This window comes from Polaromonas sp. P1_G1 (genome assembly GCF_056405595.1).
Map to the genome: position 1 here is coordinate 36,652 of NZ_JBFUBU010000002.1, position 14,434 is coordinate 51,085.

Below are 14,434 nucleotides of genomic sequence, written 5' to 3' on the forward strand. Positions count from 1 at the left end.
CATCTGCCCGGGCTGTTGCCAGACACGACGACTTTCAGGTAGTGATAGTAACGTCTTGTAGCAGTGTGGTGAATGGTGCTGCATTGCGCTGAATCGCGCTGCTTTCATGAACTCAGGCGCTGCGAATTCGTGACAAAAGTCACAGTGCGACGGGGAGGCAAGCGGCTTCGCCGCTTACATAAACAAGAAAAAGAGAACTGCGAGGTCAATACGTCACGGTCAGCGTGCGCGGCACCGCGCCGGTACAGATGCCTCCGCCGCAGGTGCCGGACTGGCCCGCGGCAATGGTGCCGTTGATCGTGAAATTCTGCGGGAAGCCGGTGCCTGTCTGGCCTCCAGGATTGCTCAGCGCCAGGCCGTAATTGAGACCGAGCAGATTTCCCGCCGTCGCGTCCAGGGCCATCGTGTAGGTCTCGCCCATGGTGCAGCGCACGGCATAGGCGGAGCTCGCCGTGGCGGGGGCCGGCTGGAACGAGGTGTAGTTGAACACGATGTTGCCCGGCGGCGTGCTGAGCAGGCAGATGGACTGGTTGTTGATGCTCACGGGGAAGGTGGGAAAGACGTCCGTGTTGCCCGGGCCGTTGTCGTAGCGTAGCCGCATGGTCACCGTGTCGGTGAAAGTCTTCGCCGTCTTGTTGAGCCCGGCGGCAATGCGGCTGTAAAAAGTGTGCGTGACGCTGGCCGTCAGGGCGCTGGCGAAATTAATTGTGCCCGCGAAGTCCGTGGCATTGGTGTAGCCCCAGGCCCCGTTGCCCGGCGCCGTCCTGTAGAGCTCATACGCGATCCGGTTGGTTGCGCCTGTGCCGTTCACCGCCTGGTTGGTGGTGCCGGTCGGGTTGAAGCCGTCATCGGCCCGCAGCGTGTACGCGGAAGTGGCCGGGTCTGCAGGTCCACGCGAGCAATTGATGGTCACGCTCCAGGCCCCGTCAGTGGGGTTGGGGTCGTTCTCGAAGTACACCATCTGCACGGGTGTCGCGGTGGCGTTGCAGACCAGCGCGGCCATGGCCGGCGCCGCGCCCGCGAGGGACAGGCATGCCGCCGCGGCGAGGCGCCAGGGTTTCATGGGATTCACGGTTTGACTCCTGAGCAGTGGACCGGGCCCACGCGGGTAATGTCTTCAAGGTTGCCGGGCGGCAGCTCGACGGTAAAGGTGCAACTCGCGCCGTTCCACTTCAGGCGCAGGCGGTTGGTGGGTTGCAGTCCGGTGACGAAGGCCTCGCCGCGGCGGGCGACGAAGAATTCCTTCTTGTCGCCTATCAACTCGATCTCGGCGCCGGCGGGTGCGGGTTCGCCGCTGTCGAGCACGATGCGGATCAGGGCGCCCCGGCCCGAGCGCACGGGGAAGGTGATCTTGACCCCGCCGCGCAGGGCCGGCACGGCCTCTTGCTCGATCGAGTCGACCTCGGCGCTGATGGGCAGTTCGGTCGGGTCCAGCCGCACGCTGTTGCGCTGGAAGGGCAGCAAACGCGGCAGCAGGGCTATCCCTTTCTCGTCGGTGCGGGTCAGTGTGCTGCCCTGGAAGCCCACGCCGACATTGGCATAGCCCGGCACTTCCACGATGGCGAAACTGTCCTGCACCCGGCGTGTCGCGAAGGCCTGGCCTTCGGCCATGACCAATCCCCCTACCAGGCCCAAGCGCAGGTTCTGCTGGTTTTCGCCCGCGTTGACGTCGGCCGAAAACAAGCCTTTGCTGCCCTGGTAATAGGCGCCGCCCTCCGTGTAGCGGCCCTCCGCGCGCGTGCCCAGGGCCGTGCGCCAGCCCCAGCCGGTTTCAGCGCTCAGGGCCCGGCTGGCGTTCACATAGCCTTCGGTCGTCCCGCTGCGGCTGGTGACGCCGGAAGCAATCGTGATGTGGTTGTCCAGCGGCACGATCAGGGTCGCGCCCACCGAGGTGCCGGAGGAGGATCCGCTGAGCCGCGTGGCACTTAAGGTCAGGGCACTGCGCGGCCCGAGCCGCATGGTGTAGTTGACGCTGACGGWGTCGAGTTTGCCGAGGTCGTAGGTGTCAAAGCCAGCATAGCTGACGTTGAACGCGCCGAACTGGTCGGTGCTGTAGCTGTAACTGGCGGTGGTTTGCAAGCGCGGCAGCGGGGACGCCGTATCGATGCCCAGTTGCCGGTAGCCGCGCGATGCGCCTTCCGCGCTCAGCGAAACGCCGTGGCGCAGGCCGGTGCGTTCGATGCCGACCAGCCAGTTGTGGCCACGGCCGGCGGTGTCGCTGCGGCTGAAGGACACCGCGGTTTGCCCCAGCATCTGGAAGGGCAGCTCGTAGCTGGCGCCCGCACCCATGCGCGACAGGGGCCGGGACCATTCGCCATTGGCCTCGACAGTGATGCTCTTGGTCAGGCCCTGGCGCCACAGGCCCGATACAAAGCGGGGGCCGTAGTCGGCATTCTCGATGCCCAGCTGGTTGCGTATGGCTCCCGCCTCGAAGCTCCAGTCGCTGAGGTTTTCCTCCAGCAGGTTGGCATTGCTGAAGAAAGACTGTGTGATGACTGTTTCGCGGCCCAGGATGTCGCGCACCACCACGCGCGCCTCGCCGGCACCTGTCAGCGCGGGGAAGTTGTCGATGCTGAAAGGGCCGGAAGGCACCTTGGAGGTCTGGCGCAGGGCGTCGTTGACGTACAGCTCCACGGTGCTGGGCGCCGCCGACAGTCCGGTGACCGTGGGAATGGGCTGGGTGACGAAGCCGGGCTGCAGGGAGAAATTCTTGGCGAACTGCACGCCGCCGAAATAGACGGAGCGCCCCGAAATGCCGGTGCGCGTGCTGCTGTCGCCCAGGCGCAGGGTGCTGTTGGATTCCAGGAAATTGCGCGTGTAGGTGGTTTCCAGCCGCCGCCAGGAGGCCTTGACCGTCGGGTCCTGGCTGACCAGGTTGCGGCCCACATAGCTGCTGGTCAGCAACCCCCACTGCCCGGAGAAGCCCAACTCGGTCAAGGCCCCGAGGTCTCGCGCATCGGACGCGCCGCCGACGGTGTTGCGGGTGTGGGTGCTCAGGTAATTCAGGTCGTAGTTGGCAAAGAAAGCCGGCACGCTCGGCGACAGCGGCGGGCGCATGGCGGATTCCTGCGTCAGGCGCACGGCATTGAAGGCCGCCGGGGAAAAGATCAGGTCGACCGACTGCTCGGCAAAATTCAGGCGTGCCTCGAACCCCGGGATGGACGAGAGGGCATACCAGCGCTGGCCCTGGAAATCGATGTCTTGTGCGCTGGGGCGGCGGTTCAGCCGCCACTCTTCAAAAGCGTCCTCGGGCGCGTACAGGATGCCGTTGCGCTCCAGCAGGGTCCAGACACCGCCCTTGGTGCTGTTGATGAACACTTCAAGCGGAAGCAGGCGGTCATTGGCGGCGCGGGCCGCCGTCGGCGCGTTGGCGGGCGCCGTGGTTTGAGCCTGCGCGGCGAGGACGCAGCACAGGCTGGCTATGCCGATGGCCAGGGGTTGCATTCGTAAGACCTGCGGGCGCCTCCTCGTCATGGGGCTCGGTCAGGGCAAGGTGATACTGGTCGTCTGGCTTTGGCCGTCGTCAAAAGTCACCACCAGCTTGGCTTCGCCCGCCGTGACGGCTTGCTCGCTTTTGAGGCTGACGAGCTTGGTGGCACCCGGCAGGATGTAGCTACCGCCCTCGAACTTGGCCAGTGCCTGCTCGCCTCGCATCAGCGTCGCTTCGCGGATCTGCGCATAGGCCGTGCCTGTGTTGCCGCACTGCAAGCCCACGGTTTTGGCGTCCGGACGCTGGACGGTGCAGCTCACCAGGCGCTTGGCCACGGGAGGGGTGATAAACACGGGCATGCTGAGGGCCAGCGCGATGGGGACCTGGATGCCGCTCGCGGGCAGTGCCTCTGGTACTTCACGGATGATCATGCGGTAGGTCAGCTGCCGGCTTGCGTCGGCCGGCTTTAACAGGGCCAGCCGCACCACCTGGCGCGCTTTGGGCGCCAGTTTGATGATGGGGGGCGCCAGGATCAGGTCTTCCGTGAGCACCAGCTCATCGGTGCCGTCGGGCTTCTGGCTCCAGGTGTTGATATCGGCCTGCAGCACCACTTCGGTATCTGCCTCGTTGGTCAGCGTGACGGCGATGGCGCGATCGCGCGGCGTCATGTAAAGGCGGACAGGTGTTACGGAAAACACCCCGGCCGTCGCGGCGGCCCAGGGCCCAAGCAGACTCAGCAGGAGAGCGTAGGTGACGAGGCTGCTTCGGCGCTGTGGGACGTTCATCCCTAGAAGGATACCAGCATCTCGATAGATTTAGCCTGATTGCCGGCATGGGCGAGGCGCACCGCTGTGAGCGTTCCCCGGACGTCCTGGAAGCGTAAACGGGCCTGCGTTTCGATCTCCGCGGCTTCCGGGCCCATGGCATAACGCCGGTTTTCGAACTCCCATCCGTCGTCCACTTCGTCGCCGGCTGCGGCAACGCGCTGGTCGTCCATGCGGCAGGCCATGCGCGCCGCCTGGTCGCCGCGGGCGATTTCGTTGCGGCAGTAGTCAGGCAGCAGCGAATCCCGGGTAGGGCGAAAGCCCGGCTGGAATCGGGCATTTACCAGGGCGTTGGCGTTGCCGACGGGGGCGATGCTCACGAAGACATTGGTATTGCAGCGCACCTGCACCGAACTCCCGCCGGCCCCCGCGCCGCTGGCGCTGATGCAGGCGTTGCCGTTGCCGGTGGTGTTGCCCGGGTTGGTCAGATTGATCTGGACCGAAAACTGGCCGGCTACAGTGCCGGCAAAGCTGGCCGCCGCCACCAGAAGCAAAGAAGCACCGAGAGCGAGTTTGCCGCGCATGGTATCGACGTTTCTTGTGTCAGCCGGCGAAGCGATCAGTAGGTGATGGTCAGCGTGCGGGTTGCTGTCGCGTTGCAGGTGGCGTTGGCGCAAGTGCCCTGCTGGCCACCAGCCATGGAGGCCTTGATGAGGTAGTTGGTGGCTGCCGCGCCGGCGGTTTGCTGGCCCGAGATATCGGCCGTGTCACCGGCATTGCGGATAGCCAGGCTGTAGTCGAGGTTCACGCCCGCCATCGTGGTGAGGGCCGTGCCATCAAGGGTCATGGTGTAAGGCAGCGTGTTGGTGCACTGCACCGCAAACGGCGTGGTGACCGGCGTGGGAGCGGCGCCGAACGAGGTGTAGTTGAGGGTGAGGGGGCCCGCCGGCGATGTCGTGAGCCGGCAGACCGATGTCAGGTTGATCGTGACATCAAAGTTGCCGGTAACCGTCGCGGCGGTCGCTGGCAGGGTGGCAATGGCGGAAAGACCGAGGGCGATTACTAGAATGAGCTTTTTCATGACTGTTCTCCGGTTGGTTGAACGAATAACGGGGGACGAAATTTGAAGGTGAATGGACTGTAACTAGATATTTCTCAAACAGGTTGATTTGTATCTGTAACAGCGCCCTGTAATGGGGAATTTGTCACGTCAAACCATTGAAATGATTGAGTTTATTTCTAAATGAATCCAAAAGTCTTATATGTGACAAAGGTAAATACTGCCCATGAAAACCACATTTCCCTCTCGCTCATGACGAAATTGTAACAAATCAGTAACAACTATGCCCAAGACCATGCAAAAACAAACCCTCTCCTTCCAGGCGGAGGTGGCCCAGCTGCTCAAGCTGGTCACGCACTCCCTGTACTCGAACCCCGAGATCTTTTTGCGCGAGCTGATCTCCAATGCCTCGGATGCCTGCGACAAGCTGCGTTTCGAGGCGCTCAACGAGGCTTCGCTGCTGGAGAACGACGCCGAACTCAAGGTGCGTGTGAGCTTCGACAAGGCCGCCGGCACGCTGACCATCACCGACAACGGCATAGGCCTGTCGCAGCAGGAAGCCATCGACAACCTCGGCACCATCGCCAAGAGCGGCACGCGCGACTTCATGGCCAAGCTTTCGGGCGACCAGAAGAACGACGCGCAGCTGATAGGCCAGTTCGGCGTGGGTTTTTATTCGGGCTTTATCGTGGCCGACAAGATCACGGTGGAAAGCCGGCGCGCGGGCCTGCCGGCGGGCCAGGGCGTGCGCTGGGTGAGCGACGGCACCGGCGAGTTCGAGGTCAGCGAGATCGAGCGCGCGGAGCGCGGCACCAGCATCATCCTGCACCTCAAGGAGGATTCGCTCGATTACCTCAATGCCTGGAAACTCAAGGGCATCATCAACAAGTACTCCGACCACATCWCCCTGCCCATCCTGATGCCCAAAGAGGAATGGAAAGAAGGCGAAAACGACCAGCCCGGCGAAATGGTGACGACCGGCGAATGGGAGACCGTCAACCAGGCCGCGGCCCTTTGGACACGCGCCAAGAAAGACATCACCCAGGACCAGTACGACGAGTTCTACCGCCAGATCAGCTACGACAGCGAGGCGCCGCTGGCCACCACGCACAACCGCGTGGAGGGATCGACCGAGTACACGCAGCTGCTCTTCATCCCGTCCAAGGCGCCCATGGACATGTTCAACCGGGACAAAGCCGCGGGCGTGAAGCTTTACGTCAAGCGCGTCTTCATCATGGACGACGCCCAGGCCCTGATGCCGACCTATTTGCGTTTCGTCAAGGGCGTGGTGGACTCGTCCGACCTGCCGCTCAACGTTTCGCGCGAGTTGCTGCAGGAAAGCCGCGCCGTCAAGGCCATCCGCGAAGGCTGCACCAAGCGCGTGCTGGGCATGATCGAAGACATGGCCGCCAACGATGCGGAGAAGTTCAAGGCCTTTTACGCCGAGTTCGGCGCCGTGCTCAAGGAAGGCCTGGGCGAGGACTTCGCCAACCGCGACCGCCTGGCCAAGCTGCTGCGCTTCGCCTCATCCACGACCGACACGGTCAGCGTGGGTTTTGCCGACTACAAGGCCCGCATGAAGGAAGGCCAGGACGCGATCTACTACATCACCGCCGACACCCTGGCTGCCGCGAAGAACAGTCCGCAGCTTGAAATTTTCCGCAAGAAAGGCATCGAAGTGCTGCTGATGGCCGACCGTGTCGACGAGTGGGCGCTCAACTACCTGCACGAGTTCGACGGTACGCCGCTGCAGTCGGTGGCCAAGGGCGCGGTAGACCTGGGCAAGCTGCAGGACGAGGACGAGAAAAAGGCTGCCGAAGAGGCGCAAACCCAGTTCAAGCCCATCCTGGACAAGCTCAAGGAAGCGCTCAAGGACAAGGCCAAGGACGTGCGCGCGACCACGCGCCTGGTCGATTCGCCCGCCTGCCTGGTGGTGCAGGACGGCGACATGTCGACCCAGCTGGCCCGCATGCTCAAACAGGCCGGCCAGGCTGTGCCCGAATCCAAGCCCATCCTCGAAGTCAATGCCCAGCACCCCTTGGTCAAAAAGCTCGAAAGCAGCGAACACTTCGACGACCTGGCGCACATCCTGTTCGACCAGGCCCTGCTGGCCGAAGGCGGCATGCCGGGCGACCCCGCGGCTTATGTGCGGCGGGTCAACGCGCTGCTGGTGTAAGCCCGGTCTTTACACAAGCCCCTGCAAAGCCCGCCTCGCGCGGGCTTTTTTCATCGCGCGGTTTTTCTTGCGGCCTTTCAGCGCCGCCATCGGGTCGTAGAGCTGTTGCGCCCGCGCCTCAGGCTTCGAAGCCGCAGGCCAGCCGCGTCGCGGCATTGCCGGGGCTGGCCAGCATGGCGATGAGTTCGCCCGCGGCCTGCGCGTTCTCCGAAGCGGTGCATACCGCGGCCGTGTAGATGGTTGCCAGTTCAAATGCCTTGGGCAGGGCGGCCACCAGTTCCACGCCGGGCGTGAACAGGATTTCAGTCACCTGCGTGCAGCCGAGCAGTCCGGGCTCATCGCACTCCGCCATGGCTTTCATGGCGGCCGCGCCGTTGGGATAAGGCCGCAGCCTGCCGGCCAGTTCGGCGTCCAGCCCCAGTTCCCTGAGCACCCGCATGAAGTGGATGCCGGCCGTGGCCTTCACCGGGTCGGGAAAGTAGATGCCGCGCGCGGCCTGCAGTGCGGCCTTGAGGGCGGCGGCGCTGCCGACGTCCACCGCCGGCTCGCCGGTCTTCACGGCAACGCCGGTTTTGACAGCGCCCAGGGCGCGCGCGCCCGCCGCCTGCACATGCCCGCTCTCAGTCAATTGCGAGATCAGCGCCTGGCTCAGGATGATCACGTCGCAGGGCTTGCCTGCCAGCAAGCCGTCTTTCATCAGGCCCACGGCCCCGAAAGTGCCGGCGATGTCGAAGTGGTGTTGCAAGCGGAAACCGTCCTGCAGCTGTGTCACCAGCCCTTGGGCCGCGCCACCGCTGAGAAGGTGCAGTACGGGGAAGGAGGAATGTGCCATTGTGCAGCCCTCAGTCCACCGTGATGTGGGCGGCCTTGATCACGCCCGCCCATTTGGCGATGTCCTCGCGGGTGTATTTGTCAAAGGCCTCGGGGCTCATCACCATGGGCGTGGCGCCCTGTTTTCCCCAGAGCTGCTTGATCTCCGGCTGGCCGGTGATTTTCGACACGGCCTCGTTGAGCTTGTCGACGACGGCCTTGGGTGTGCCGCGCGGCGCCATCAGGCCCAGCCAAATGGTGGCCTCGTAGCCGGGCACGCCGGCTTCGTGCAGGGTCGGCACATCGGGCAGCACCTCGGAGCGCTGCTTGCCGGTGGTGGCCAGCGCCTTGACCTTGCCGGCCTTGACCTGTTCGGCCATGGTGGTCACGGCGTCGAACATCACGTCGACCTGGCCCCCTATGACGTCGGTGCGCGCGCCGCTGCTGCCGCGGTAGGGGATGTGCACCAGGTACACGCCGGCCATGCTTTTAAACAGTTCGCCGGCCATGTGGTACGGCGTGCCCGGTCCAGACGACGCGTAGTTGAGCTTGCCCGGCCGCGCCTTCGCGTCGGCGATCAGCGCGTTCAGCGTCGAGTCCGGCAGCGCCGGCGTGGCCACCAGCACCAGGTCGGAATAGTTGATGGGCGCCACCGCCACGAAGTCGCGCATCAGCTGGAAGGGCTTGTTGGCGATCAGCGTTTCATTGACTGTGTGCGCGTTCGACATCAGCAGCAGGGTGTAGCCGTCGGGCGCGGATTTCGCCGCGGCGTCGGTGCCGATCACCGAGCCCGCGCCGGGCCGGTTGTCCACCACAAACGATTGCCCTAGCGAATCCTGCAGGCGCTGCGCCATGAAGCGCGCATAGACGTCGGCCGGGCCGCCCGCGGCAAAGGGCACGATGATGCGCACCGCTTTGGCCGGATAGCTTTGCGCCAGGGCCGGCGTGAGCGCGGCTGTGGAGGCCAAGCCGAGTGTGAGAAGAAGGCCGCGGATGAATGGCTTGCTCATGGACGTCTCCCAGGATGAAAGAAGCTACTCGACCTTGCCTATGCGCTTGACCACCTCGGCCATGCGTTTCGCGTCAGCCTGCACATACTTCTCAAAATCGGGACTGTCCTGGTACAGCACCGGGCTGCCGGCGCCCAGGATCACCTCCTTGACCTTGGCGTCCTGCGCGGCGGCTCTGGCCGCGGCGCGCAGGCGCTGGGCGATGGGCTCGGGCGTGGCTGCGGGGATGAAGAGGCCCGACCATTGCGCGTATTCGGCATTGAAGCCGGCGTTCTTGAGGCTGGGCACGTCGGGCATGGAGGGCAGCACGTCGCTGCCCCAGTGCGCCAGCACACGCAGCTTGCCGGCCTTGACCTGCTGCAACACGGTGGCCGGGCCGGAGGACACGGCGTCTATCTGCCCGCCCAGCAGTGCCACCACCGCGGGGCCGGCGCCGGTGAAGGGGATGTGCGTGAGCTTGATGCCGGCGTTCTGCGCCAGGATCTCCATGGGCACGTGCATGGTGCCGTAGTTGCCGGACGAACCGTAGTTGATCGCGCCGGGGCGCTTTCTGGCATCGTCGACAAACTGCTGCACCGTCTTCCAGGGCGCGTCGGCGCGCACCGCCAGCACGGTTGGGTCGGCGGTGTAGCGCGCGATGGGGCGCAGGTCGGTGAGCGCGAACATCGCGGGCCGGCCGAGCAGCGCGTCGGCTTCGGGGATCACCGTGAGCGAGGAGAGTGCCATGACGACGGTGTAGCCGTCGGGTCTGGCCTTGGCGGTGTAGCCCATACCGATACCGCCGCCCGCGCCGGCCTTGTTTTCGATCACGACCGGCTGGCCGAGGTCGCGCGACATGGCTTCGGCCACCGGCCTGGCCACCAGGTCGGCCAGGCCGCCGGGCGGGAAGGGCACGATCATGGTGATGGGTTTGGCTGGCCAGGCGGATGGGGTGGATTGGGCGGCGCACCAGCCGTGGAATGCCAACAGTAGCGCGGCCAGCAGAAGCGGGCGAAGTTTCATGCGATGTCTCCAGACTGCCGCCGTCAAGGTGCGGGGCTGCTGGAGATACTAGCGGCGGAGGGTGTTTCCCCTCTCATCGCAATCCCTATGTGTACGTAGCACCTGCCGGGCTTTACACGACCAGCGGCGTCTCCTGCATCGCTTCAGTCTGCTCTTCGAGCATGTCGACCTGGCCTTTCCAGTAGTCGCTGGAGCCGAACCAGGGGAAATTGATCGGGAAGATGGGGTCGTGCCAGCGCTGCGCCAGCCAGGCGCTGTAGTGCACCAGGCGCAGGGTGCGCAGCGGCTCGATCAGCGCGAGTTCGCGCCGGTCGAATTCGCGGAACTCCTCATAGCCGTCCACCAGCGCGCCCAGCTGCCGGGTGGACTGGGCCCGGTCGCCGGACACCAGCATCCACAAATCCTGCACGGCCGGGCCGCTGCGGGCGTCGTCGAGGTCGACAAAATGCGGGCCCGCCAGCGGCAGGCCTTCGGGTGTCCACAAGATGTTGCCGGGGTGGCAGTCGCCGTGCAGGCGCAGGGTGCGCACGTCGCCCACGCTTTCAAACACGGTTTGCGCCACCAGCATGGCTTCGTCAAAGGCCTTGCGCCAGCGCGACTCCATGTCCAGCGGGATGTAGCCGTGGGCGCCTGGGCCGCCGCCCAGCAGGATGTCGCGCGGGGCAAAGCCGAAAGTCTGCAGGTTGAGCGCCGGGCGATGGGCAAAAGGTTTTGCGCTGCCCACGGTATGGATGCGCGCGAGGAAGCGGCCTATCCATTCCAGCACCTCGAGGTTGTCGAGTTCGGGCCGGCGTCCGCCGCGGCTGGGCGAGACGCTGAAGCTGAAACCGCCGAAATGGTGCAGCGTGGCACCGTCCAACACCAGCGGACCGACGACGGGAATTTCGGCGGCCATCAGCTCGGCGGCGAAGGCGTGCTCTTCGATGATCTGCGCGTCGCTCCAGCGGTCCGGCCGGTAGAACTTGGCGACCACCACGTCACCCGCCAGGTCGGCATCGCCCACCGGGCTTTCCAGGTGCACCTGGTAGACCCGGTTTTCGTAGCTGGACAGCGCCATCAGGCGGCCGTCGCCCAGCAGCCCCACGCTGGCCAGCGCGTCGAGCACGCGGTCAGGGGTCAGCGTCTCGTACGCATGCAGCGCGGCGCTGGCGGGGGCTTGGCTTTTGTCGGTCATGCCCTGATTGTCGGCGCAGATGCCGGGCCCAGCCAGCGGGGCTTGTAAACGCCTGTGCGGGCTGGGCCGAGCGCTGTTCAGGGCTGCAGGATGTGGCCGGTGCGCGGGTCGCCTTTGCCGGTGAGCACCTCGCGGTACACCGCTTCCAGCGATGCCTGGCCGGCATGCCGTTGGGGAAGAAGCCAGGGCGGCCGGGCGCCGGTCACTTGCCGGGTGAAGTCTTGCCAGGCTTTTGCCAGCTGCCGGCCGAAGGCTTCGCCGCCCCAATCGGCGACGCGCTTTTTGACCTGGGCCGGTGCAAAAAACAGCACAGCCCTGGGGCCCGGCAAATCCCGGCTGCCGCCCTTGGCCGCCAGTTCGTCGACATGGGTGCCGCCTATGGAGCAGTTGTAGCGGAGCTGGCCAAAACGGCCGTGGATGCGCTGGCGCAGGCCGGCATTGCCCGCGAAATCGACGTAAATGCTGGGCGTTTCGGCGGCGATGCTGTCCAGCTCTTCATACGCCAGCACGCGGTGGTAGCAGCCCAGGCTTTCACAGAAGGCCTTGTTGCCCGGCGAAGTCAGGCCCACGACCTCCAGGCCAGCCCGCCTGGCGAGCTGGAAGGCCGTGCCGTAAGCGGTCTTGCTCGATGCGCTGGACAGCAGCAACGTGGTGCCCCCGCCGAAGAAATCGTTGTCGGCCAGGAAATCGTCGATCAGGAAGGAAGTGATGAACAGCGGGCGCAGCAGCGACTGCACGTCCTCGGTGGCCGCGTCGTAAAACGGGTCGGTGCTGCAGCGCATGTACTGGTTGTAGACCACCGGCAGCGCCTGCCGGTGCGCGGCGCCGTCAAAGAAACCCGAGGGCGTGACGCGCGCGGGCTGCACCACCAGCTCGCTGCCCATGGGGTAGTAGCCGTAAAACTTCTCGCCCACGGCGACACCTTCGCATGACGATTCCGTTACCACGGCGAACCCCCAGACCGGGATGCAGCCCCAGCCCTCTTCGCCGGTCGGGAAAAACTGCCAGTAATTCATCGCCTCGCCAAAGGCCGCATAGGTGATGTTGTTGGCTGTGAGCGCGAAGGACTCCACGCGCAGCCGCGCCTGGCCGGACGCCAATGGCGCGGGCGCGATGGCTTGCCAGCGGGTTTGGGACAGGGCGTCTTTGCGGACCTGGAATGTGCTGGTGGTGACTGCGGTGTTCATGCACTACACCGTAAATGAAACGGCCCGCCGGTTCAACACCGGCGGGCCGCTTTGGTGACAGCAGTGCCTGATTACTTCAGGGTGATCACGACGTCGATGTTGCCGCGGGTCGCGTTGGAATAAGGGCAAACCTGGTGCGCTGCGTCGACCAGGGCCTGGGCGGCGGCGCGGTCCATGCCGGGCAGGGTCACATCGAGGCGCACGGCGATGCCGTAGCCGTTGGGGATCTTGCCCAGGTCAACGCTGGAGTCGATGGACACGTCGGCGGGCACGTCAATCTTCTTCATGCCGCCGACGGCCTTCATGGCGCCGATGAAGCAGGCTGCGTAGCCGGCCGCGAACAGCTGCTCGGGGTTGGTGCCCGTGCCCGAAGTGCCGGGCGAGCTCAGCGTGACGTCCAGGCGGCCGTCGTCGGTCTTGGATTTGCCGTCGCGGCCGCCGGTGGTGTGGGCGTGGGCGGTGTAGAGAACTTTTTCGAGCGTGGTCATGGTGGCTTCCTTTGGAGATACCCCGGTTCGGGGCGGGTTAAAAATCAGTGAGAGAGTGAAAGGGATCAGGCGGTGAGGCGCTTGCGGAAAGACTGGACTTGCTGTGTCAGCGACACGAGTTCAGGGATCGAGCATTGCGTGGCGCTCAGGATGCAGCCGGGGATCTTCGCGGCCTTGGCCTTGAGCTTGCGGCCCTCGGCCGTCAGCGTGATGTGCACGCGGCGCTCGTCCTGCACGGCACGCAGGCGCGAAACCAGGCCGGCGGTTTCCATGCGCTTGAGCAGCGGGGTCAGCGTGCCCGAATCCAGGTACAGCCGTTCGCCGAGTTCGGACACCGTGAGGCCGTCCTGCTCCCACAGCACCAGCATCGCGAGGTATTGCGGGTAGGTCAGGCCCAGCTCCTCGAGCAGCGGCTTGTAGAGCTTGGTCATGGCCAGCGAGGTGGAATACAGCGCGAAACACAGCTGGTTGTCCAGCTGCAGCATGGCGTCCACGGTGTCGGTTTTGTTTGGCATGGTTCGAATTATAGCTCGCAATTAAATTGTGTGCAAGTTAATTTGCTGCGAGATGTTTCAAGCGCCTCAGGCGTGCCGGGGTGGGCCCGGAAGTCCCAGGCGCGGCCCCAAAAGAAAAAGGCTTCAAAACCGAAGTTTTGAAGCCTTTCGGGCTTTGCTCAGCGCGAGGCTGAGTCAGCTGGTTTGCAGGGCTTAGTAGCCGCCGCGGCCACCGCCGCCGCCACCACCGTAGCCGCCGCCACCGGAACGGCCACCACCGCCGCCGCCGCCGTAGCCGCCACCGCCGGAGCGATCGCCGCCACCGCCGTAGCCGCCACCACCACCGCCGAAGCCGCCGGTACGGGGAGGACGTGCCTCCATCGGACGGGCTTCATTCACGGTGATGCTGCGGCCGCCGAGGGACTGGCCGTTCATGCCGGTGATTGCGGCTTGCGCTTCGGCATCGTTGCCCATTTCGACAAAGCCAAAGCCTTTGGAGCGACCGGTGTCGCGTTCCATCATGACTTTAGCGCTGGTGACAGCGCCGAATTGGCCAAAAGATTGTTGCAGATCTTCGTCGCGAACCGAGTAAGGCAGGTTGCCGACGTAAAGTTTGTTGCCCATGGAGGGACTCCTCAAAAACACATAAAAACAAAAAGCGATGGGGTCCCGAAAGCACAACAAACCAAAAAGTACCGCCGTAGCGCGCGAAACTGACCGATCACCAACTTGTACGGGTTTTTGCAACCCGAACTGGTGGATTATGCGCCTATAACAGGCTGAGCGCCTTTTTTCGTCGTTTTCTTGCTGTTTTCACTTCCCTCTCCCTCTGGGGAGAG

At 64.6% G+C, this 14,434-nt stretch carries 14 protein-coding genes; 1 reads left to right on the plus strand and 13 read right to left on the minus strand.

Annotated features, from left to right (window positions below):
* Positions 1-205: 205 nt before the first annotated feature.
* Genes AC1D1Y_RS01090 through AC1D1Y_RS01110 form a run of 5 tightly spaced genes read right to left on the minus strand, consistent with a single transcriptional unit; the run spans position 206 to position 5,275 of the window.
* The gene (locus AC1D1Y_RS01090; RefSeq protein WP_477680833.1) at positions 206-1,063 is read right to left on the minus strand and encodes a spore coat protein U domain-containing protein; all 858 of its coding nucleotides are present in this window, start codon (positions 1,061-1,063) and stop codon (positions 206-208) included.
* Positions 1,064-1,068: 5 nt separating this feature from the next.
* A complete protein-coding gene (locus tag AC1D1Y_RS01095) occupies positions 1,069-3,444 on the minus strand; it encodes a fimbria/pilus outer membrane usher protein (protein WP_477680717.1) in 2,376 nt (791 codons plus the stop codon).
* Positions 3,445-3,483: 39 nt separating this feature from the next.
* On the minus strand, positions 3,484-4,215 hold the full coding sequence (locus tag AC1D1Y_RS01100; protein ID WP_477680718.1) for a fimbrial biogenesis chaperone: 732 nt from the start codon (positions 4,213-4,215) through the stop codon (positions 3,484-3,486).
* Positions 4,216-4,217: 2 nt separating this feature from the next.
* Positions 4,218-4,778 carry a hypothetical protein gene (locus AC1D1Y_RS01105; protein ID WP_477680719.1) on the minus strand — a complete coding sequence of 187 codons (561 nt, stop codon included), beginning with the start codon at positions 4,776-4,778 and terminating at the stop codon, positions 4,218-4,220.
* Positions 4,779-4,813: 35 nt separating this feature from the next.
* The gene (locus tag AC1D1Y_RS01110; protein ID WP_477680720.1) at positions 4,814-5,275 is read right to left on the minus strand and encodes a Csu type fimbrial protein; all 462 of its coding nucleotides are present in this window, start codon (positions 5,273-5,275) and stop codon (positions 4,814-4,816) included.
* Positions 5,276-5,549: 274 nt separating this feature from the next.
* Here AC1D1Y_RS01110 and htpG point away from each other — a divergent pair, with 274 nt between their 5' ends.
* On the plus strand, positions 5,550-7,430 hold the full coding sequence (gene htpG / locus AC1D1Y_RS01115; protein WP_477680721.1) for a molecular chaperone HtpG: 1,881 nt from the start codon (positions 5,550-5,552) through the stop codon (positions 7,428-7,430).
* A 118-nt stretch (positions 7,431-7,548) separates the two neighbouring features.
* On the opposite strand, the gene AC1D1Y_RS01120 is transcribed toward htpG, so the two are convergent.
* The 8 genes from AC1D1Y_RS01120 to AC1D1Y_RS01155 form a co-directional block, all read right to left on the minus strand.
* Positions 7,549-8,262: a molybdate ABC transporter substrate-binding protein gene (locus AC1D1Y_RS01120; protein ID WP_477680722.1), complete on the minus strand. Its 714-nt coding sequence runs from the start codon at positions 8,260-8,262 to the stop codon at positions 7,549-7,551.
* Positions 8,263-8,272: 10 nt separating this feature from the next.
* Complete coding sequence (locus AC1D1Y_RS01125; RefSeq protein ID WP_477680723.1) at positions 8,273-9,250, minus strand: tripartite tricarboxylate transporter substrate binding protein; 978 nt, start codon at positions 9,248-9,250, stop codon at positions 8,273-8,275.
* A 24-nt stretch (positions 9,251-9,274) separates the two neighbouring features.
* Positions 9,275-10,252 carry a tripartite tricarboxylate transporter substrate binding protein gene (locus AC1D1Y_RS01130; protein WP_477680724.1) on the minus strand — a complete coding sequence of 326 codons (978 nt, stop codon included), beginning with the start codon at positions 10,250-10,252 and terminating at the stop codon, positions 9,275-9,277.
* Positions 10,253-10,364: 112 nt separating this feature from the next.
* Complete coding sequence (locus tag AC1D1Y_RS01135) at positions 10,365-11,426, minus strand: serine/threonine protein kinase (RefSeq protein ID WP_477680725.1); 1,062 nt, start codon at positions 11,424-11,426, stop codon at positions 10,365-10,367.
* A gap of 77 nt (positions 11,427-11,503) precedes the next feature.
* Positions 11,504-12,613 (minus strand): DUF2855 family protein, encoded by a 1,110-nt coding sequence (locus AC1D1Y_RS01140; protein ID WP_477680726.1) that lies wholly within the window; start codon positions 12,611-12,613, stop codon positions 11,504-11,506.
* 71 nt (positions 12,614-12,684) lie between these two features.
* Positions 12,685-13,101, minus strand: a complete 417-nt coding sequence (locus tag AC1D1Y_RS01145; RefSeq protein ID WP_074579398.1) for an organic hydroperoxide resistance protein — start codon at positions 13,099-13,101, stop codon at positions 12,685-12,687.
* A 65-nt stretch (positions 13,102-13,166) separates the two neighbouring features.
* Positions 13,167-13,616, minus strand: a complete 450-nt coding sequence (locus tag AC1D1Y_RS01150) for a MarR family winged helix-turn-helix transcriptional regulator (RefSeq protein WP_477680727.1) — start codon at positions 13,614-13,616, stop codon at positions 13,167-13,169.
* A gap of 192 nt (positions 13,617-13,808) precedes the next feature.
* Positions 13,809-14,219, minus strand: coding sequence for an RNA recognition motif domain-containing protein (locus AC1D1Y_RS01155; protein WP_477680728.1), 411 nt, complete (start codon positions 14,217-14,219; stop codon positions 13,809-13,811).
* Between the last annotated feature and the right edge of the window lie 215 nt (positions 14,220-14,434).